We start from the raw sequence: 22,128 nt of genomic DNA, 5'->3' as shown, positions 1-22,128 counted from the left end.
GGATCAGGGTTTTAAGTCCTGATGCTGGAAGCAGTAATCTGGTTGGGCAAAACAGGGGTTTTGTATTCGTTCCTGAAATAAATGACCAGGTAATGGTTGATTTTGAAAACGGGAACCCCGACAGGCCGTTTGTTACAGGTTCTGCTTTTCATGGAAAAATAGCTGCTGGAGGAGGCAAACATAACAATATAAAAAATATAGCAACAAAAAGCGGGCATAGCATAAGGCTTAATGATGGTGGAGGGATAACAATAAAGGATAAAAAAGGCAATATTGTACGGCTGCATGGCAATGGCGAAATAAGTATAAAGTCGGCTTCAAAAATTAATGTTGTTTCTAAGGATATTGATCTTGAAGCGAGCAATAATATTAGTATAAATGCTGGAAATAATATAGAACTGAACGCTTGCAATATAAACCTGAATACCAGTACCAACAAAGAAGGTGGTGGCGGTATGATTGTAGTAAAGGCACAAAAAAATACCGTATTGCAAAGCCTTGAAGATAGTGTTAACATTACGGCAAACGCAAAAGATGTGGTGCTCCACGGCGCAGGAAATATAAATGCTGATGCCGGAACACAGATATTAATTACCTCAAAAGACACACAAATATTTTAGTCCCAGTTACAATTAAACAACATGGAAGATCTAGAATATATTGTTGCAGGGGCATTAACGCATTGCAATAAAGGTTTGGGTGTAATGCCAATTATGGTAACCTCCAATACCAATACACACATCCAAAAGCAATTGGTGGCTACCGAACTGGATAAAACCTATATGGTTAATATTTCGAATTATGGTATGTGTGCAACCACCCAGAAACCCTGTAACCCCATGCCAATACAGTGGACAGGAACTTATGAGCAGGTAAAAGTAAATGGGGCACATCCGCTAATTGCGACAAGCTGCCTAAGTTGTGGCGTTGATCCTACGAGTAAAATAGAGTTTATTACCAGCGGACAACTTAAGCTTAGAGATTGCCTTCCGCCTGAATCAATAGAAGCCATTAACGAAGCCAATAAAGCGGCAAATGAAGCATCGGATGAATATGATTTGGAAAGAGCATCTGTAGGTGAAAGCGGTTTTTGGGAAGGTTTTATCCCCGTATGGGGCAGTGGTCGCGATTATATACACTGCATTCAAACCAAACATTATTGGAAAGCCGCCGGAAATTTAGGTTTAGTTGCCCTGGATATTATTACCCTTGGTGCTGATGAATTGGTAATTGGTGCTGTAAAAGGCGGAGCAAAAGGCTTGGCAGAAGCCGGAGGGAAAATGGCTTTAAAAAAAATAGCTGCAATAATAGCTGCTAAAGAAACCGCCATAGCACTTGCCAAAAAGTTGGGAACAGGAATAGCGAAGTTTTCTATAGAAAAATTTGGTTTGTGTATAGCCAAAGCTTGTTTTGCCGCAGGCACATTTGTACAAACTAGGTACGGACCCAAAAATATTGAAGATTTAGTAAGCGGCGATGAAGTATGGGCTTTCAACGAAGAAACCGGCGAAACTGGATTACAACCTATATTAAATGTATTTGAGCACGAAACCGATACCATTGTAGAACTTACTGTAGATGGCGAAGTAATAAGCACGACTCCAGAGCATCCATTTTATGCCAATAGCCAATGGAAAGAAGCCGGATTATTACAGCAAGGCGATACCATACAATTGTTTAATGGGAAAGCCGCTATAGTACAAAATGTAATTTATAAATTTGATGAAGCCCTACAGCCCACCGATAGCAATTGTGATAATGAACAGCCCTATAAACGAACTACCGTTTATAATATTGAAGTACAAGGTTGGCATACGTTTTTTATTGGCCTGCTGTGGTTACTGGTACATAATGGTGCCTGCTTATACCAGTTGGCTAAAGCAGGCGTACAATGGGCCAAAAATATTTTAAACGGACAGCTTTTTGATAAAGCAATGAGTAAAGTTTATGCTTTATCGCAAGTTCATCTCGCCAATGGAAAAGTATTAGATGCAATGGTTGCGGGTAAAGAAATTATATCGCATAAATTTACACAGCTAAGTGAAATTAATTATGATACAGCAAAAGGTTATATAGACGAAATATGGAAAAAATACGCAGATCAAATGACAAAAAGCAGTAAATTGAAAGAGCAGGTATCAACATCAGAGTTGAAAAAAATATTAGAAATTCCTCCTCAGGCAAAGGGAATACCTGCTGATGTAGCAAAATATGCAGAAGAAGCAAAAGTAGAAATTAGAGAAATATCTGGTGAGGCTTTAGAGACATATAATAATACAAAATTTTGGTAATTATGAATATATACACATATAGAGATTGGGACAGAGGTAAACGAAAATTGGTGTCTGAAGAAGGCACTCTCCTGTTTTACAGTAGAACTATGTATCTGCCAGCTGAAAGAGCTGAGGAGGCGAAAGCAGCCAAGAAATTTTTAAAAACCTGCACCAGTACAGAAGAATGGGTTAAATATGCCTATGCAAATGATTTCCCTTATTGTATTTGTAAAATGAACAGTGGGCATGTGGAGAGTTATATTAGAAAAGAATTCCGAAAAGATAGTATTTCGGTTTCTTTTTTAGATGAATATGAAAGGGTATTTATGTTTTATGTGTTTAATAAACAGGAAAACGGCAAATATTTTTGCGTTGGTATGATGTTTTGGGATTTTATGGAGGGGAAAGGTGGTGATGATGACGACACAAAAGCCTGGATTTATACCTTTGAAACCAATGGCAATGTTGAGGTTATAGAACGTGAAACGGGTGCAACTGAAGAATGTATATGGACGAGCAAACGCCCGCTTAATGTAGAAAACAATTGGGAAGATGCCCCTGAATTTGGAGATTGGGAGGGTTTACTTAAAATGAAACGCTGGCAACCCGGAGAATTTGATGAGGTATTTAAAGGAGAATAATATACTGTGGAAACGATCTGTTTTTTGACAACCCTTATAATAAAAAGTTTCTGAGGATGAAATATTATGAATTATATCCTGAAGTAGCAGGAACTATTAATGAAGATTGTATAATAGATGTTACTGCGAGACCAATAAAGATTACAGGTATGCATTACGAGTTTGATGGCTGGTTAGGCGATGATTTTCTTACAAAGGGGGGGCATTTTATTATAACCAAAAAATTAGGCGAAGTAATACGAAAAACGAAACTGACAGGCTATGAATTATTGGATTGTAAAGTTTCCAAATCAGATAAATTTGAAGAGATGTATCCCAATAAGGCTTTGCCAGTCTTCAAGTGGCTAAACATTACTGGCGAATTTCCAAAAGATGATTTTTGGTTTTCAAAAAATACAATGATGTTGAATGTTTCTGAAGGTGTATTAACAGTAATAAAGCAATTTCAAATTTCGAATTGTGATATAGAACCAACTGATAAAAAAAAGATTTCGAGCGATGACGATTCAAACAACCGATGGCTCCCACCCAATTGGAATAAGAATTAATTTGATAAAGCAATGAGTAAAGTTTATGCTTTATCGCAAGTTCATCTCGCCAATGGAAAAGTATTAGAAATTAGAGAAATATCTGGCGAGGCTTTAGAAGCCTATAATAAAACAAAATTTTGGTAAAATGGAAAAGTACTTATATCAATATTGGTCCAGAGGTAGAAGAGAACTTCATGGGGATGAAAATACTCTTTTTTATTACAGCAATAATATGCACCTGCCACCTGAAAGAGCTGAAGAGGCAAAAGCAGCCAAAAAATTTTTAAAAACCTGCACCAGTACAGAAGAATGGGCCAAACACGCCTATGCAAATGATTTACCTTTTTCTGTCTGCAAGCCTAGGGATGCAGAAAATATTGATTGTGGTTTAGAACTGGATGTTATAAAAGATATAACCGTGTTTTTTCTTGATGAATATCAGCGATTGTTTATGTATTACGTATTTAGGAAACAGGAAAACGGCAAATATTTCTGCATCGGCATGATGTTTTGGGATTTTATAGAGGGGAAAGGTGGCGATGATGACGACACAAAAGCCTGGATTTATACCTTTGAAACCAATGGTAATGTTGAGGTTATAGAACGTGAAAAGGGCGCAACTGAAGAATGTATATGGACGAGTAAACGCCCACTTAATGTAGAAAACAATTGGGAAGATACACCTGAATTTGGAGATTGGGAAGGTTTACTTAAAATGAAACGCTGGCAACCTGGAGAATTTGATGAGGTATTTAAAGGAGAATAATATACTGTGGAAACGATCTGTTTTTGTAAATAATATTAAATATGTTTTTAAGTTCTATTTTTTCTGACAATGCTTATAATAAAGAGTTATTGACGCTCAAAAATTTTAAGGGCTTATATAATCTCGTGGTTAATACACAAAGCGTTTTGGATCTTCACACCAGCGATTTAGTGGGTTATAAAATGGAGTGTAATTACGATGTGCAACAAGAAGTATCCAATCGTGAGATTCTGAATACGATCACAATTAGAGACACAACCATTTCTACTGAAAATGAATTACTTAAAGATTCTTTGAATGATATAACTGCTTTAAACAAAATACATGTCTGCTTTAAGATAACCAGAAATCTTAAGGGAGAAATAATGACGGTTCGCAATTTAAACAGCCTCATTAAAGAGTGGGAACAAGCAAAGAAAACAGTTATCCCTACTCTATTTAGTACGGCAAACGAACGCATTGGTTTTATTTATGCTTATGAAAAAGGGCTGCCCATTATGCATAAAACCTTAAACAATAATTGGCAATACTTGCTCATGCTGCCAGAGTGTTATCACTTTAACCATTACATATATGATGGTCGCTTATCAAAAACGAAAGAAAATTGTTATAAATCAAAGTTTATTCCTCAGCTGGCTATTAAATACCACATGAAGGGAGTGTCGTTTAAAGAAAAAGATAATAGCATCCATTTAAGGTTAAAAGGCCATATAGAAAATCAAACGGCTATAACTGTATTTGAGCAAAGTAACCCTAACCAACCCCATAAATATACCTTTGAAATTGTAGCCCTTTATGAATTGGATAAACACTGCGGAAAAGTTATTAATGCACAGGTTGAGATTTTAGAAACATTAAATGGAATTAAAATTATGAATACCCATATCATGCTAAAACTTGAAGAATAGCCAAATAATGAACCTTGTTTGGTTTGCTATTTAAAAAACATTTGGAAGAACTGAAAAATAAAAAACCCTTTTGATGAAAATTATTTCAGTCCTGATATAATAATCCCCAGAACGAAAAAAAGCATTCAGTTAACAAAAAGCTCGGTTCATTTTTATAGGTCAAAATCAGAATGGAATTTAAAAGACCGAACATTCTTCAACAATAGATTTCTTTACACAAACACAATCCAGCACATAATTTGTTAAGCTTATAAAAATTGATTCTTATATTTAGTAATATAAAATTTAAAAGCTCTACCTAAATTATCAGAATGGATAAATCCGATCAGTTGAACCTGCTTTTAGTTAAGCTGGAAAACTTATTACTCAGACAGCAGGATTTCGAAGCCGAAATTATCGCTTTGCGAAAAGAAGTAAGGCAACTTCAGTTTCCAAATGCTACACCAGAAATACCGATTTCTAATATAAAAGTGGAAGAAAAGCCTGTTATTTTCCCACCAAAAAATACACCTCCTGTTTACAGTAATCAAAGTATTCCTGCTCCTGTACCTCAGCCACGATTTCAGAGAACACCAAATGCAGGAAATTTTACTGATAATTTTAAAAGGGAAAATATTGGTAAATCAGATTTTGAAAAATTTATTGGCGAAAACCTAATCAGTAAAATTGGGATTCTAATTCTAATTATTGGTGTTGCTATTGGGGCTAAATATGCTATAGATCATGACATGATTAGCCCTTTAACCCGCATTATTTTGGGCTATGCCGTTGGTGCAGGTTTAATGGCCTTTGCAATTAAGCTTAAAGAAAAATACGAAAACTTTTCTGCCGTATTGGTTAGTGGAGCCATTGCCATTATGTATTTTATTACCTATGCCGCATATGGTTTTTATGCACTCATACCGCAAGCCCTCGCCTTTTTGTTAATGGTTGTTTTTACCTCCTTTACCGTTATAGCTGCCATAAAATATAATAAGCAAGTTATTGCACATATTGGGTTAGTTGGTGCTTACGCCGTTCCATTTTTACTTAGTGATGGATCTGGAAAAGTAGTTATACTATTCAGCTATATGGCAATCATTAACATTGGCATATTAATATTAAGCTTTAAAAAATATTGGAAACCATTGTTTTACGTTTCTTTCGGTTTAAGCTGGCTCATTTTCGGCTCGTGGCTAATGGATTCTTTCAATGTTTTACAGCATTATACCATTGCACTTGTTTTTAGCACCCTATTTTTCTTAATTTTCTACACGACCAACCTCGCCTATAAAGTGAGTAAAAAAGAACAGTTTGACTTTACAGATGTCATTTTGCTTCTATTAAATTCCTTTATTTATTATGGTATTGGTTACTATATTTTACAAACAGAAAAAACTGGAGTACAATTATTAGGTTTATTTACCCTTGCTAATGCCATTATCCACTTTGTAGTAAGCCTTGTTATTTACAAAAGGCAATTGGCAGATAAAAATCTGTTTTATTTAATATTAGCCATGGTTATCACTTTTATTACTATGGCTGTACCTGTACAGTTAAATGGCGGTTGGGTAACTATTTTTTGGACAATAGAAGCCGCAATATTATTTTATTTAGGAAGAATTAAAAACATTGCCATTTATGAGAAACTATCCTTCCCACTGATCTTTTTAGCATTTTTTAGCTTGCTCCAGGATTGGAGTCTTGGCGGCAATAGCAACTATTATGATTACAATAATGGGTTTGCAATTTCAACTCCATTTTTAAATACAGGCTTTTTAACAGCAGCTATTTTTATTGGGGCATTTAGCTGGGTGCAAATTATTAATAAAAAGCAGAATGAAAACCCCGAAAGGTGGCTTTGGGTTAAGCAAGTTTTAGATTATATCATCCCATCCATTTTGTTATTGGTAACCTACATTACCTTTAAGCTAGAAATTGAACGTTATTTTAATAGCTTATATCAAGCTACAAGAATAAACACCAACCCAGGCGCTAAAACACAATACGAGTTGTATAGATATAATTATAATATTTTAGCGCTAAAAACAAGCTGGGTATATGTTTACACCCTATTTTTTGCATCGGCACTTACTTGGTTAAATCTTAAGAAGATAAAAAACCAAGCTTTAACGATTACTACTATCGTAATTAATTTAATTGTAGTGTTAATGTTTTTAACACATGGCTTATGGAACTTAAGTGAGTTGAGATATGCCTTTAAAGTGCAAAGTGATCAATATTTCACCATTCCAATCATTAATATTATTATAAGATATATTTCTATAGCATTTTTTGCGGTACTTATAGCTGCATGTTATTATTTAAGTAGAACAGATTTGTTAAAGAAAAACTTCAAAATAGCATTCGATTACCTTTTCTATATTTCTTTATTATGGATTGTTAGCAGTGAGTTAATAAATATATTAGAATTATATAAACAAGATAGTGGTCATAAACTTGGTTTAAGCATCTTATGGGGCATTTATGCACTATTTTTGATTAGTGTAGGCTTATGGAAAAACAAAAAGCACCTCCGTATTAGTGCCATCGTTTTATTTGGTTTCACATTAATTAAATTGTTCATTTATGATATTTCTTATCTGAATACCATTGCCAAAACCATTGTTTTTGTATCGTTAGGCGTATTGCTCCTAATTATTTCATTCCTTTACAATAAGTACAAACATTTAATTATTGATGATGTTAAAACCGAAAATTAAGCTGCTTCTCCCTTTATTGCTTTTCACTGGTGTTTTAAAAGCACAAATTAACCAATATCAATATAAGAGGAATTTAAAAGGTATTAATAGTACCTGGCATAATATAGAGTTACCTGCGCAGATTTTTAAAAACTTAGAACCAGATTTTGAAGACATCAGGATTTATGGCTTCAATGGAAAAGATACGCTTGAAGTTCCTTATTTGCTTAAACAACGATCAAACCAAACCAGCCAGAAAGAAATTCCTTTTAAACTGATAAATCAAAGTCACAATCAAAACGGTTATTACTTTACACTTCAAGCAGCTAAAACGAGTACAATTAATCAGATAGATTTAAACTTTAAACAAAATAATTTCGATTGGAAAGCAACTTTAGAAGGCAGCAACAACGGTACTGAATGGTTTACAATTTTAAAGGATTACCGCATTCTATCCATTAAAAATAAGGATACTGATTATCAGTTTACCAAGCTCAACTTTACAGATGCGGCTTATTCTTATTTCCGTGTGCAACTTAAAAGCAGTGAGCAACCCACCCTATTATCTGCCAAAACTTTGCTAATCGATACCGTAAAAGGTACTTATCAGGATATAAAGTATACCGGCTACCAATTAAAAAACAACAGCAAAACCAAGCAAAGCACAATAGAAGTTACTTTGCCAAATGCTGTGCCGCTTTCCTATATTAAAGTAAATACTCAAAGCGATTTCGATTTTTATCGCCCTATTAAAATTGAGCTTGCAACTGATAGCTTTAAAACAGATAAAGGCATTAAGTATAATTACACCAATGTTTACGAAGGGATTATTAGCTCATTGGAGAACCCAGTTTTTAACTTTAAAAACTCCATTACTTCGAAGATAAAAATTACAATAGAAAATTATGACAACAAACCTTTAATACTTAATTCTGTAGAGCTTAAAGGGAATGTATACGATTTAATTGCCCGTTTTGATAATCCTAAGCTCGATTATGCCTTATATTATAAAAACAATAAAGCTGCTACTCCCGCTTATGACATTGCCAATTTTGAGCGTAAAATACCCGCAAATTTAACAACCCTTACTATTGGCAAGGAAGAAAAAAATGAAACCTTTTATACCGATTCCATTGAACAACCACTGTTTATTAATAAATATTGGTTATGGGCATTAATGGCTGCCATTATTGCATTACTAGGATGGTTTTCTTATAAAATGCTTAAAAATTAAAACGCTTAACGAACATCGTTGTCTGATTACACAACAACGATAAAAATTCAATTATGAATAAAACGCTCTTAATTGTTATTATTCTGGCAATAACTGGAATTGCAGCTTTTATTATTTATGAATCTTATTTTAACAAGCTTAAAAGTTTGATGAATAAACAAGCTGAACTACCTGAAGAATACAAAGCATACAAATACTTTAGTGCTAATTTTGAAACAGAGAAGTATGAAACTATCCTCTTGTTTAAAAGTGAAAACTATTCTGCTCCCCGCCCAATTAGGCTTTACAACTCTATAAATAATCAGGTAATAGCTGCTATCGATCGTGATGAAAAAGAGTTTGAGCCGGGAAAATATTACTATAAATTAGATTTTTTAGGTAATAAAATTGATTCTCTGTATGCACCAAGAGTTTGGGCAAACAGAGATGTGGGTTTCTTTGGAGAATACTTTGTAAATGTTACCGATGAGAAAAATTATTTCTATACCACTTGGCCACTTAATGGCGATACAACTCACAAAATAATTAATATTATCAATAAAGACTTGAGCTGGAGCATTGATAAGGTTGAAGATTTTTATAATGATATAACTGCCGATGCTAAATTTATTTTTTATGATGGCGATGAGAAAACGGATGAAAAAAATGGTAAATGGCAATTAAACAAAGTTTTCTACTTTAAAGATAAAAAATGGTCAGTACTCTACAGAAAAATGAAAACCTATACTTATCTCGATCCTAAGGTTTATTCTTCAATCAACGAGTTTTACTATACATCAGACGATCCTGAAAATAATGATGCTGAAAACCAGAAAAATTATCAGATCAAATATTTTGATAAAAAGGAATACATAAGTTACGAACATTCAATAGGCGGCGGATCACCAAGTTTTTCTAAAAGAGGTTGGGTGGGCACACTATATTTTGATTTCATTTTTAATGGAGATCAACTAAAGTTAAAACAAGATGGAATAATAGTTGAAACAGAAAAGAACGGTGAAAATTATTATTATCGCAGTCATGGAGAAGGAGAATCCGTATCACCTTTTAAACTCAACATTTATACTAACAAGACTTTTAAGTTTGCCCTATTTTCTAAAAATTTATATAGCTTGTACATTGTTAAAGCTAAAGACAATAAAAATTAAGTTTAAAGTTTATTAAAAGCAAAAAAGAACTTAATTTAACGCTGTAATTAACAAAGAGTGTACGATAAAATTTAACAATGTCAGAATCAAAAACTAAATCTAAATCAACGTTAAAATACGGGAGATACGAAACAGAATACAATCATTATACCGCTTTAGCAGCAGGAACGGTAACAGATTTACAAGCCTTTAGCTGCCCGAATGGTAATGCTTTTATGGGCATGAAAATGTGGGTAAAATCTTTTGAAGATTGTGTAGAACTGTTTCAAAGTGTTGGTATGCAAATTGGCTTTCGCATTGCAGATGAGATAGAGATATATGAAACTGAACCAATAGAACCACCCACAAAAGATCCGTACGCTTACGATATTAATTTTAATCCCTTTTAAAGAATTGAGTGAATTTTGAATTAGAGAATTAGGAACTTAGGGAAGTTGGCATAGAGCAAAGAAAATCATTCTCTCATTTAATCATTCAAATTCACTCATTCAATTCCTTAAGTAGTCTCAATTGCCCCTTAGATCTGTCGCTTTTTAACCGCTTAAAATTAAGCAGTGTTGCTTAAACTTGTATAACAATTAGTTAAAACATTTAAACAAGAAAAAATGGCAAATCCAATAACTACATGCCTTTGGTTTGACGGACAGGCAAAGGCGGCTGCAGATTTTTACTGTACAGTTTTTAAAGATTCTAAAATTACAAGCAATACACCAATGGTTGTAACCTTTGAAATTAATGGAAGTAAGTTTATGGGCTTAAATGCCGGTCCTAAATTTAAGTTTGATGAGGCCGTTTCATTTATGGTTGAGTGCGAAAATCAAGAGGAAATAGATTACTACTGGGAAAAATTAATTGCAAATGGTGGCGAAGAAAGTGTTTGTGGTTGGTTGAAGGATAAATTTGGTGTTTCGTGGCAAATTGCTCCTGCTAATTTAGGTAAATTAATGTCTGACCCAGCAAAAGCTGAACGCATGATGAAAGAGGTTATGCAAATGAAAAAGATAGATTTTAATAGGCTTGTAAATGCTTAACTAATAGTTTGTACGCAGAATCTTTTCTAATAAAAGGAATCTGTGTACAAACTATTTTCTGTATATTTATTTATGAAAAGATTAACGATTTATCTTGCGTTAATCATCCCAATATTACTTTGCACTTCCTGGGGTTTTTTCGCCCACCAACGAATAAATAATCTCGCTATATTCACTTTACCCGTTGGTATGCTCTCATTTTACAAAAAGAATATCAAATACATAACAGAGCACGCCGTGGATCCCGATAAAAGGCGTTATGCGGATACATTGGAAGCACCCAGGCACTACCTCGATGTAGAAAACTATGAAAAGGATGTAGATAGCATACCCGAAAAATGGAATGATGCATTGGTTAAATATGGTCAGAAAAAATTAAATGCAGATGGGATTCTCCCATGGCAAATTCAGCGCACTTATTACAGCTTGGTTAAGGCTTTTAAAACACACGATTCGCTTAAAATATTAAAATACTCAGCCTTTCTAGGTCATTACCTTGCCGATGCAAATGTGCCGTTGCACACTACAGCTAATCATAATGGGCAATTGAGCAACCAAGTTGGTATTCATGCTTTTTGGGAAAGCCGTTTACCCGAACTATTTTCTACAAAATATAACTATGTAGTTGGAAGAGCAGTTTATATTGAAAACCCTTTAAAAGAGGCATGGAAAATTATTAAGCGTAGTCATAATCTTGTGGATACCGTTTTAAAGTTTGAAGCTGACCTTAATAAAACTTTTCCCTCTGATCAAAAATATAGTTTCTCCGAAAGAAATAACACCATATTAAAGCAATACTCTGTTGCTTACTCAAAAGCCTATCACGATAAAATGAATAACATGGTAGAAAAGCAAATGCGTAATGCAATATTAGAAATTGGCTCCTTTTGGTATTCGGCATGGATAGATGCAGGACAACCAGAGCTTAAAAATTTAAAGTTTATGGCATTATCTGCAGATGAAATACCTGAAAAGGAAATAGATAAAAAGTTTAAAAACAATATACCTATTGGTCGGGAAATATAAATTAGTTTTTTCTACTAGCTAAGCCAATAAATAACAAAGGGTTTCAATAAATTGAAACCCTTTTAAAATATGTTATATGAACCTATTATTTTTCTGGTTCAATAATCTTCTCTACTTCTTTTGGTTTTAAGCGACTTTTTATAGCAGCCCATACCGCAGGCACAAAAGTAACTACAGCAATAAATATAATAACCAGTTCGAAATTGTTTTTAATTACTGGAATTTGTCCGAGTAAATACCCACCAATTAATAAGGCAACAATCCAGGTTACACCTCCAATAATATTGTAGTAAGTAAAACGACCGAAAGGCATTTTAGCTATACCTGCAACAAAAGGTGCTATTGTTCTAAAAATTGGTAAAAAGCGACTTAACATGATTGCTTTACCACCATGTTTTTCAAAAAACTCGTGTGATTGATGATAGTATTTAAGCTTTAGAATTTTATTGTTTTCTTTGAATACGCCGGCTCCTAACACACTACCTAGTTTATAGTTTACGGTATTACCTAAAATCGCTGCGATAATTAAAATAATCATCATTACCCAAATATTTAATCCAGTTTCGTGCTCACCGGCAATTAATGCACCCATGGCAAACAATAATGAATCACCTGGTAAAAATGGTGTAACTACAAAACCAGTTTCGGCAAAAATAATCAGAAAGAGAATCAGGTAGGTCCAGGTTTGATATTCATTAACAATTTCTGCTAAATGGACATCAATGTGCAGAATAAAATCTAAAAGTTGTTGTAGTAATTCCAAGTTATCTAATTTTGAGCAAAAGTATGAATACGAAAGTAATTAAGCTGTAATTTTAAGTAGTAATTGTTATTAATTATTACCTAAAACTCTTTTAAGCAATTTACCTCCTTTATCTGAATCGATTAAGATAGTATAAATTTTGCCTTTTGAAAAATTTATACCAGAAATGGTATCAATAACCTTGGTAGAATCCAAGTTATTCATATAGATTTTAGCGGCTTTAGGATCAATTGTGATAAACTTATAATCTGTTTTTTCATTATAATCCAAAGTTGCTTCATAAGTTTTATTCTCATCCCTTATGTAAACTTTATTACTTAAGTTGTAACCAAGGTTCAAAAAAATCAATTTGGCTTTATCAGGATCAGGCTTTAAATTATCTTCATAAATAACTAAAAGTGAATCTTGTTTACCCGCCACTAATTTTGTTTTTGTGTAATATGCAGAATAGTTTTTCCCTACTTCAATTATGCGTTTAACTGTACCTTTTAATGAATCTGGTTTTTGTGTGTTTTTAACCATAAACCTATAAGATTGCCCACCTTGTAAACTATTAACTGGTACAACAGTATAACTAACACTGCTACCATAGCTTACACCGATAACATACCTTGCGCTATCCAGATAAAAATCTTTTGCTGCACCTGTATTTACAAAGTTGAAAAATTTAATTTTTGCATCGCCAGCAATAAGATCATTATTCTTAATGCAAGAGCTAAAGATTAATATAAATGCGAATAAAAAACTCAGTTTTACAATAACAAAAGATTGTTTTTTCATAAAGGTTTTACTTTACTATTAAAACGTAAAGATAGGAGAAAGCTTTTGAGTTTACTGAAATTAATTATCAGTAATGACGTGAGCATCAAGAGTAGCTATTGTTGTACCACTAAACCAAATAGTATAAATTTTACCCGCTTGTAAATCGGTGCCAGCAATAGTTTTTATAGTTCCTGAGCCTACAACATTAAAACGTAAGTTTTGGCCAGCATCAACCGTAAAATAGTTGGAAGCTTCTTTATACATTAAACTATTTACAAACTGAGTTCCGGTTTGTACGCTTACACTAATGCCTGTTGTAAAATATGGGGAAAGATTTATTAGTTTAATTTTAGCTTTACCACTTTCTGTATTGCTTAAATTATCTTCAAAGCTCAAAATTTCTTTTTTTCCTGTTCTATCACTAATTAAAAACGTGGTATATGTTATAGATGGAATAAAATTAATAACTGCTTCAGTAGCAATATTAGTATTTCCAAGAAAACCAACTTTTCTATTTCCGGATGAAATTTTTAGATATTCACTAGTTTCTCCAAATGCTAATGATGTGATATCTACTTTTTGGTCATCAACATAAATACTTTGAGCAGGCTCTATTTGCACTGTATTTACAATTTTAACCTTTGCTTCGCCTTTTACAACCACTTCTGGGTCATTTTTTTTACATGATGATAAAGCAAACGCTGTAAAGGATAATAAAATAAGGAAACTTTTAGTAGAGCTGTTCATATTTAGGGAGATTTAGTTTAAATGATAATGGCTCGGTCAAAAACCAAGCCATTATTTATGATAAACTAAATTTTTAGTAGACTAATAACTATTATTTAACATTACTGGCATTACTAACATAAGTACGTCTTCATTTTCATCATTTGTTTGAGGAATTAAAAGACCAGCTCTATTAGGAGTTGAAAGTTCTAAAGTAACTTCATCACCGCTTAAATTACTAAGCATTTCTATCAAGAAACGTGCATTAAAGCCTATTTCTAAGTCTTCTCCATCATATTGGCAGCTTAAACGCTCATGAGCTTCATTAGCAAAATCTAAATCTTCTGAAGAGATATTTAATTCACTACCATTAATTTTTAATCTTACCTGATGTGTAGTTTTATTAGCAAAAATTACAACCCTACGCAAGGTGTTTAAAAACAATCCTCTATCAATAATTAATTTATTCGGGTTGTTAGTTGGTATTACTGCCTCATAATCTGGATAGCGCTCGTCTATTAAACGACACACTAGGTTTATGTTTTCAAATTTAAAGAAAGCACTCGTAGCATTATAATCAACAGATACATTTATATCAGTAGATGGTAATGCTGCTTTTAAAAGCGTTAATGCTTTTTTAGGCAAAATGAATGAGGTTGCTTTATCCGCTTTGCTATCCATACGGCGGTAACGCACCAATTTATGAGCATCTGTTGCAACAAATGTAATATGTTCAGGAGATAACTGGCAGTAAACACCCGTCATTGCCGGGCGTAACTCATCATTACTTACAGCAAAAATGGTTTTTGTTATTGCTTCAGTTAAAACTGATGCAGGTAAGTTTACTGAAGATGCATTTTCTACAACGGGAATTTTAGGAAAATCATCACCATTTTCTCCGCTTAATTTATATTTACCATCACCAGCACTAATTTCAATAGCAAATGAAGCATCATCAATATTGAAAGCGATTGGTTGATCTGGTAAGGTTTTAAGTGTATCTAATAAAATTTTTGATGGAACAGCTACTTTACCTTCTTCTTTCGATTCAACAGGAAGAGAAGTTGTCATACTGGTTTGCAAATCGGTAGCCGATATGGTTAAATTGCCATCTTTAATTTCAAACAGGAAATTTTCCAATATAGGTAAAACTGTACTGCTGCTTGATGCACCATTTACAGTTTGCAAGTGTTTTAATAAAGTTGATGTGGATACAATAAATCTCATGATATCATTTAGTCTTCTTCAAAAATATAAAAATTATTTAGCGTACTTGTACTTACGGTAATAATGTTGAAAAATTGCGAAGAATATTAACAATAGCAATGGTGCTACAATGTTAACCATTTGCCAGTTTGTCTTCTCCAACTTTAATTTAGCTTTATCTAAAAGCCTGATTTTAACCTCTTTATTTCTCAAAGCGATCAAATTATCTTCATCCGTAAGGTAATCTACAATATTTAGGAGCAGGGCCTTGTTTCCATAAGTTACTTTAGAATACCTATCATAACCAAGTGGTAATGGCGAACCATCTTTCTCAACAACTTGATTTTTAAAGATATCTCCATCGCCAATAACAATAATTTTTGATGGTTTGCCCACATTTGCTGTTGTATATGGTGCGGTAATTTCGGTAGGCAAAGGTCGGCCGGCAAAAACTGAAGGGAAATTTCCTTCTAACATTAAGCCCACATTCTTTGGTACGCTATGAAAGGTTTTTGGATCAGGTTGCTCTGCAACCATTTGCAAAGAGAATAGCTTTGGTACTTCAAATACTTTATTAAAAGCTGAAGATGTTAAAATATAAGATTTAGTAATTCCTTTTACACCAATGGTATCAACGGTACTTGGAAATTCAGACTTAATTCCATCTAAATTTTTAACTACACTTTGTACAGTATCTGGCAGTAAAATAGGATAATATAGCCATGGCACCATTTGTATTTGACTTTGACCACCTACACTGCCAGTTGCAACAGGAATTTCGGCACAGTTTGCATCGGCAATTACATTATAGTTAATTCTGGCGCCATACATAAATAGCATATCATCCAGATTTAAATTACTATTAAAAACCATTTGTTGGCCGCTTCCTCTAAGGCTATCTAAATCTGCTTTTACCTGATCTACACTCCAAACTACTCTCCCACCATTCATCACAAAGTAATTTATTTTATACTTTTCTGCTTCTGTAAAGGCCTTTGTAGGTTTAGCAACAATGAGTAGATTTAATTTATCTAAGCCTGCCTTATCAATGGTGTTTAAGTTAACACGACCAACTTCATAACTATTTGATAAGGTATGAATAGCATCGTTTAATTGAAGATCGGACAATTCGCCATTTGCTTCTGTAAATCCAACACGAGGATTTTTACCGGTTATTACCTTTTTAAGACTTGAGGTAAAAATATACTCTAAATTTTCTATAGCGTTATTAATATTTTCTTCGTAGTTGCGACTGGCATCAAGGTTTTGAAAAAGCTTAACGGGGAGTTGTTTTCCATCACTTTCAATCATCGCCATCGGGAAAACGAATTTCTGGGTTAAGCCGCTTTCTGTTTTTACACTGAGGCTAGTGGCCTCAATTCCGTTTTGATATAAATTATTGATTACAGTATCTTGATCTGCCTGATTTAAACCTGCAATTGGATCAACAAAAACTACTTTTAAATCGGTTTTTGAATATGCTTTATAATCAGAAAGCAAATCTTTAACTGCAGCTTTTAATCGTTTAAAAGCTGGTGGTAATTCTCCATCTAAAAAAACTGTAACTATAACTGGTTTATTTGTAGAGGTGAGAATCTTTTTGGTCTTATCGTTTAGCGTAAACCGTTTGTCGGCGGTAAAATCAAAACGGTGATAAAAATATTGACCAATAATATTAAGCGCAATTAACGCAAGAAGAACAAAGATTACATTTACCCATTTATTTCTATTCATTACTTCTTCCCTCCTGTTGCTAATTTGGTAAACGATAAAAAAAGGATAGAAAACGTAATGAAATAAATCAAATCACGGGTATCTAAAACGCCTCTGCTAATGGATTGGTAATGTTCATTTATGCCCAAACCTGTAATTATATTTTCGAAATTTTGCAGGCTGATAATTTTACTTACGGAATCAAAACCGCTAAAGCTTACAAAACAAAGAAATACTGAAATTGCAAAGGCAATAACCTGATTTTTAGTTAACGCTGATGAAAAAATCCCAATAGATGTAAAGGCTGTGCCCAAAAGAAACAAACCAATGTATGAGCCAATTACAGCACCAGAATCTATATTACCTGTCGGAAATCCAAGTTGGTAAACAGAATAATAATAAATTAATGTTGGAATTAGTGCAAAAAGAACCAAAACGAGGCTTGCCAGGTATTTGGCTCCAATAATTTGCCATATGGTTATGGGCTTTGTAATTAGAAGTTCATATGTGCCTTCACGTTTTTCTTCTGCAAATGACCTCATGGTGATTGCAGGAATTAAAAACATAAATAGGTATGGTACCAAACTAAAAAAACCATTTAACTCAGCATAACCGTAATCTAGAACTGAAGTGTCAGGAAAGAACCACAATAAAAGACCAGAAACCAACAGGAAAACGCCTATGGTAATATAGGCGACCATGGAACTTAAAAAACTGAATAATTCGCGTTTAAAAACTGCGTACATAGATAATCAAAAGGTCGAAGTTAATTAATTATTCCTGCAAAGTAAACTTACTTAAACTGAAAGCGTAATAATAATTAATAAAATTTTAGGCACAAAAAAAGCCCTGGTTTTTGACCAGGGCTTTTAAAAGTTTTAGTTTTTTTTTAGAAAGAAAAACCAACGCCTACAGAAATAACACTATTTTTTAATTTAACATTTCCATTTCCTTCAGGAAGTATATTGCTTAAACCTAAGCCATATCCAGCATGGATATTTAGGCCGCTATTTAATTGAAAACCGCCTAAGAAATTGACACCAAAATCTCCTCGTCTTAAACCTAAATCATCTTCACCTAGGTTATTTTCAGACTTACCGAATTTAATATCAGCAGATTGATCTCCAACTTTTAACTTGCCACTTAACGCCACAGCATAGTAAGGACCAGCGCCAATAAAAATCTTACCAGCATCACCTGTTTTAAAACTTACAACAGCATTTACAGGGATTTCAATGTACATTGTATTAATCTTAGCTGATAATGTAGTACCAGCCAAATTTGCCTCCTTACCACCTTTGCCAATTAGTGACAAACCTGGTTGAACAGAAAACATTTCACTTACAGGAATATCTACTGTACCACCAACATAGAAAGAAGTTGCTGTTTTGTTAAAAGCTGTTTCACCGCCTGCATCAGAACCTGACGTAGACAACGAGGGAAAGGTAACACCAGCTTTTACACCAAATTTAACTGGAACAGTTTGAGCTGAAGCTGCAAGACCAAGTCCTGCGAACATTAATAAAGATAACGTTAATTTTTTCATCTGATTTTTAATAAAAATTGTTTTTTAGTTAGGTCAATAGACACCTAATTTTTGTAAATGTTACAAAATTAAGGTCAAAACTAAATAAATAGTTAAAAAATAATCAGATGAAAAATACTTCTTAAAAGGAAAAAGACTCTTTAAAAGCTAAAGAAGCGTTTTATGTTGTCGATTAGATTAAAAAATATTTCCGCAGAATTTCAAGTTTATATAAATCCTTTTCAGATTAAGCGGTAAGTTTTCTAAAAATATCTTCTAATGAAATTCCCTGATGGGTTTCCTTAATTCCTTGCAGCGAATCAGAAGCCACAATTTTCCCTTTACTAATGATGATAATATCATCGCAAATGGCTTCCACTTCCTGCATAATATGGGTAGAAATAATTACTGTTTTATCTTTACCAAGCGTTTTAATTAGCGCACGAATATCAACCAATTGATTTGGATCAAGGCCTGAGGTGGGTTCATCCAGAATTAAAACTTCAGGATTGTGGATAATTGCCTGTGCTAATCCTACCCTTTGGCGATAACCTTTTGATAGCATTCCAATTTTTTTATGCTGCTCTGGTGTTAATCCAACGAGTTTAATAACCTCTTCTACCCTAGCTGGTAAATTAGCTAATTTATAAGTTTGGCCAACAAAATTCAGATATTCTTTTACGTACATATCTGTATAAAGTGGCGTATTTTCTGGCAGATATCCAATATGTTTTTTAGCTGCTATGGCGTGTGTTAAAATATCCTTTCCATAAATTTCTGCTTCTCCGGATGTTGGCTCCAAATAACCGGTAAGCATTTTCATGGTAGTGGATTTACCTGCGCCATTTGGACCTAAAAAACCTAAAATACGGCCAGGATTTGCCTTAAAACTAATATCATTTACCGCCTTTTGGCTGGCAAAATGTTTTGATAAATTTTTTACAACAATACTCACAGTCAAATATGCAATTATTTAGGGCATAAAAAAAGGATACATCGTTTGATGTACCCTTTTTTTGACAATAGATTAAAGCTATAATTAGTTAAAATCTTTCTGTACTTTTTTAGCAGTTGATCTTCCTGGAAGATAAATTTGGAAACCAACACCTAAGTTTAAGTTGTGTGCATAAGCACTGCTACCGAAACCTACAACGCCTTGATATTTCAATAAGGTTTCTAAACCAACATTTCTTGTTACGAAATAAGTAAAGCCTGGGCCAAAGCTAAATCCTAAACCATTTGTAGAACCACCACCAGATAAGTTTCTACCAGAGATACCTACTGTTGCTTCTCCAAAGAAACGAGTGTGGTTAGCTAATTCGTTAGCACCTTTTGCTCCGTAATAACGACCCAATGCACCAATGCCATAATTAATAGTTGTACCTAAACCTTTACCTGGTGTTTCTACTCCGAAAGAAACATCACCACCTAAAGCTAAACCATCTTGAATAAACCAAGCAGCTTTTGGATTTATGGTTAAACTGAAAGCATTCGGTTTATCTAAAGCAAAATTGATGTTTGATAAGTTTGCACCGATCATAACATCTCCTTTTGAAATTTGAGCTTTTGCTGATAAAGTTACTACTGACGCCGTTAATAGTGTAATTAATAGTTTTTTCATAATGTAAATGTGTAATGTATATAATTGTTTATTTGTAAGCTTAAATTAATGGCTTTGTAGCCATATTAACATTATGGGACTGTATACTTACTTACGCTAGGGGACGCAAAATTAGTATTTAAAACTTAATTAACAAAAGGAGACGAAATATGTTTGTTATATCTAAATTTATTTAATTGTTCTGATGCTTGCGGAAGGTTATCGCCTGATAAAATATCGGCGCCATTATTTACTAAATGGTAATAAACCATTTTTGCCGGGCTTGCTTTGGCGCTTTTATCAATATTTCCCATTGTACCTAAAATAGTAGTGATACCCTTACTATGAAGGAATTTATAAAAATCTTTATCAGGAGCTGATACGCCTACAAATGCTACAATGCGATTATTTGGAATGCCTAAACTATTTAAACGTTTAAGCTCTGATTTTTTTTGAACAGATGCTGAAATCATTAAATCTGGTGCCAACTGATGCACTTCTTGCGCCTGATTTGCAGTATAAGTAATAATAATCGAATTGCTTTCTACCTTATACTGCCTAACCTTTTCAATCACTTTAGCATAAGATACACCTTTCTTTAAATCTATGGTAAGCAATGCTTTTCCTTTAGACCAGCTTAAGACGCTATCCAAAGTGGGAATTTTAAATTTAGTTTCGTTGCCTTCCTCATCTTTTAGGTTAAAGGCTTTAAGTTCTTCGTAGGTATAATTTCCAATTGGGCCTTTTCCTGTCGAAGTTCTATCCAAATTATCATCGTGCATAATTACCATCACAGAATCTTTGCTGTAGGCAATATCAAATTCTATAATTACGGGATTATAAGTTGTTGCATTATCAAAAGTTTCGATACAGTTTTCTGGGAAACCAGGCATTGGGCCACCACGATGAGCACTAATTAACGGGAAACGTTCTGGTGTCCAGTTTAAAAACTTATACAAATCTGTGGTGCTTTTAAAGTTGATGTAATGATGTACAACTTCTTCCTGTTTACAAGAAACAATAGCAAACAGTAAAGCCAAAATGATTAACCGTTGAAATTTCATGTTTCAAAAGTAAGGTAAATTGATTAATTGTTGTATTGCTTAATTATTGAAATGTTTATTGTAGCAGGGCAAACAGCAGTTGATAGTTTGCAGTAGATAGTTTTGAATTGGTAGTTGACAGTTTAGAACTTTCAGTAGATAGTTTTGAGTTGGCAGTTGATAGTTTTGGGTTTTCAGTTGGTAGTATTGAGTTTGCAGTAGATAGTTTTGAATTGGCAGTTGACAGTTTAGAACTTTCAATAGATAGTTTAGAACTTGTAGTAGGCAGTTTAGAACTTTCAGTAGATAGTTTAGAGTTTTCAGTTGGCAGTTTAGAACTTGTAGTTGATAGTTTATGGTTTGCAGTTGGCAGTATTGAGTTTGCAGTAGATAGTTTTGAATTGGCAGTAGATAGTTTAGAACTTTCGGGTCTGTTCAATAAACTGTGTCAAAAAGAAAATTAATAACTTTAAACATAGGAATTATGTCAGATCAACAAGAAGAGCAGCACTTCAATTATAAAGCATTTGAAGATTCAGCTTTAGAGCAGCT

Annotated in this window: 23 protein-coding genes; 13 read left to right on the top strand and 10 right to left on the bottom strand. The window is 33.5% G+C overall.

Annotation, left to right across the window (positions count from 1 at the left end):
• From EHC72_RS22830 to EHC72_RS21965, 12 genes are all read left to right on the top strand, one after another.
• A partial coding sequence (locus EHC72_RS22830; protein WP_246029482.1) for a phage baseplate assembly protein V occupies positions 1–620 on the top strand: 620 nt, incomplete at its 5' end.
• A gap of 21 nt (positions 621–641) precedes the next feature.
• Complete coding sequence (locus tag EHC72_RS22015) at positions 642–2,291, top strand: polymorphic toxin-type HINT domain-containing protein (RefSeq protein ID WP_131539878.1); 1,650 nt, start codon at positions 642–644, stop codon at positions 2,289–2,291.
• Between the two features lie 2 nt (positions 2,292–2,293).
• A complete protein-coding gene (locus EHC72_RS22010) occupies positions 2,294–2,914 on the top strand; it encodes a hypothetical protein (protein ID WP_131539877.1) in 621 nt (206 codons plus the stop codon).
• A 56-nt stretch (positions 2,915–2,970) separates the two neighbouring features.
• Positions 2,971–3,462 carry a hypothetical protein gene (locus EHC72_RS22005; RefSeq protein WP_131539876.1) on the top strand — a complete coding sequence of 164 codons (492 nt, stop codon included), beginning with the start codon at positions 2,971–2,973 and terminating at the stop codon, positions 3,460–3,462.
• Between the two features lie 127 nt (positions 3,463–3,589).
• A complete protein-coding gene (locus tag EHC72_RS22000; protein WP_131539875.1) occupies positions 3,590–4,210 on the top strand; it encodes a hypothetical protein in 621 nt (206 codons plus the stop codon).
• A gap of 41 nt (positions 4,211–4,251) precedes the next feature.
• Positions 4,252–5,118, top strand: coding sequence for a hypothetical protein (locus EHC72_RS21995; RefSeq protein ID WP_131539874.1), 867 nt, complete (start codon positions 4,252–4,254; stop codon positions 5,116–5,118).
• Positions 5,119–5,429: 311 nt separating this feature from the next.
• Entirely contained in the window at positions 5,430–7,820 is a 2,391-nt protein-coding gene (locus tag EHC72_RS21990) for a DUF2339 domain-containing protein (RefSeq protein ID WP_131539873.1), read from the top strand.
• Positions 7,798–9,033, top strand: a complete 1,236-nt coding sequence (locus EHC72_RS21985; RefSeq protein WP_131539872.1) for a DUF3999 family protein — start codon at positions 7,798–7,800, stop codon at positions 9,031–9,033. The genes EHC72_RS21990 and EHC72_RS21985 overlap by 23 nt, the downstream gene beginning before the upstream one ends.
• 53 nt (positions 9,034–9,086) lie before the next feature.
• Positions 9,087–10,181, top strand: coding sequence for a hypothetical protein (locus EHC72_RS21980; RefSeq protein WP_131539871.1), 1,095 nt, complete (start codon positions 9,087–9,089; stop codon positions 10,179–10,181).
• A 77-nt stretch (positions 10,182–10,258) separates the two neighbouring features.
• Positions 10,259–10,570, top strand: coding sequence for a hypothetical protein (locus tag EHC72_RS21975; RefSeq protein WP_131539870.1), 312 nt, complete (start codon positions 10,259–10,261; stop codon positions 10,568–10,570).
• A 216-nt stretch (positions 10,571–10,786) separates the two neighbouring features.
• Complete coding sequence (locus EHC72_RS21970; protein WP_131539869.1) at positions 10,787–11,212, top strand: VOC family protein; 426 nt, start codon at positions 10,787–10,789, stop codon at positions 11,210–11,212.
• A gap of 72 nt (positions 11,213–11,284) precedes the next feature.
• Complete coding sequence (locus EHC72_RS21965; RefSeq protein ID WP_131539868.1) at positions 11,285–12,238, top strand: zinc dependent phospholipase C family protein; 954 nt, start codon at positions 11,285–11,287, stop codon at positions 12,236–12,238.
• Positions 12,239–12,323: 85 nt separating this feature from the next.
• Here EHC72_RS21965 and EHC72_RS21960 read toward each other — a convergent pair whose 3' ends face one another.
• The 10 genes from EHC72_RS21960 to EHC72_RS21915 form a co-directional block, all read right to left on the bottom strand.
• Positions 12,324–13,001: a DedA family protein gene (locus EHC72_RS21960; protein ID WP_131539867.1), complete on the bottom strand. Its 678-nt coding sequence runs from the start codon at positions 12,999–13,001 to the stop codon at positions 12,324–12,326.
• A 69-nt stretch (positions 13,002–13,070) separates the two neighbouring features.
• Positions 13,071–13,781 (bottom strand): DUF4397 domain-containing protein, encoded by a 711-nt coding sequence (locus tag EHC72_RS21955; RefSeq protein WP_131539866.1) that lies wholly within the window; start codon positions 13,779–13,781, stop codon positions 13,071–13,073.
• 60 nt (positions 13,782–13,841) lie between these two features.
• On the bottom strand, positions 13,842–14,510 hold the full coding sequence (locus EHC72_RS21950) for a DUF4397 domain-containing protein (protein WP_131539865.1): 669 nt from the start codon (positions 14,508–14,510) through the stop codon (positions 13,842–13,844).
• Positions 14,511–14,591: 81 nt separating this feature from the next.
• A complete protein-coding gene (gene dnaN / locus EHC72_RS21945; RefSeq protein ID WP_131539864.1) occupies positions 14,592–15,716 on the bottom strand; it encodes a DNA polymerase III subunit beta in 1,125 nt (374 codons plus the stop codon).
• A gap of 33 nt (positions 15,717–15,749) precedes the next feature.
• Positions 15,750–17,429, bottom strand: a complete 1,680-nt coding sequence (gldG, locus tag EHC72_RS21940; protein WP_131539863.1) for a gliding motility-associated ABC transporter substrate-binding protein GldG — start codon at positions 17,427–17,429, stop codon at positions 15,750–15,752.
• Positions 17,429–18,154: a gliding motility-associated ABC transporter permease subunit GldF gene (gldF, locus tag EHC72_RS21935; RefSeq protein WP_131539862.1), complete on the bottom strand. Its 726-nt coding sequence runs from the start codon at positions 18,152–18,154 to the stop codon at positions 17,429–17,431. Before gldF ends, gldG begins: the two co-directional genes overlap by 1 nt.
• A 143-nt stretch (positions 18,155–18,297) precedes the next feature.
• The gene (locus EHC72_RS21930; protein WP_131539861.1) at positions 18,298–18,954 is read right to left on the bottom strand and encodes a porin family protein; all 657 of its coding nucleotides are present in this window, start codon (positions 18,952–18,954) and stop codon (positions 18,298–18,300) included.
• Between the two features lie 226 nt (positions 18,955–19,180).
• Complete coding sequence (locus EHC72_RS21925; protein WP_131539880.1) at positions 19,181–19,888, bottom strand: ATP-binding cassette domain-containing protein; 708 nt, start codon at positions 19,886–19,888, stop codon at positions 19,181–19,183.
• An 84-nt stretch (positions 19,889–19,972) separates the two neighbouring features.
• On the bottom strand, positions 19,973–20,554 hold the full coding sequence (locus EHC72_RS21920; protein WP_131539860.1) for a porin family protein: 582 nt from the start codon (positions 20,552–20,554) through the stop codon (positions 19,973–19,975).
• A gap of 125 nt (positions 20,555–20,679) precedes the next feature.
• On the bottom strand, positions 20,680–21,597 hold the full coding sequence (locus EHC72_RS21915; protein WP_131539859.1) for a glycerophosphodiester phosphodiesterase family protein: 918 nt from the start codon (positions 21,595–21,597) through the stop codon (positions 20,680–20,682).
• Between the two features lie 107 nt (positions 21,598–21,704).
• Between EHC72_RS21915 and EHC72_RS21905 the strand changes: the two genes are divergently transcribed.
• The gene (locus EHC72_RS21905; protein ID WP_165585916.1) at positions 21,705–22,040 is read left to right on the top strand and encodes a hypothetical protein; all 336 of its coding nucleotides are present in this window, start codon (positions 21,705–21,707) and stop codon (positions 22,038–22,040) included.
• The last annotated feature ends 88 nt before the right edge of the window (positions 22,041–22,128 follow it).

Source organism: Pedobacter nototheniae (assembly GCF_004335085.1).
GTDB lineage: Bacteria > Bacteroidota > Bacteroidia > Sphingobacteriales > Sphingobacteriaceae > Pedobacter > Pedobacter nototheniae.
The sequence above is the reverse complement of the archived record's forward strand: the minus strand, read 5'-3'. Positions and strand labels throughout refer to the sequence as shown.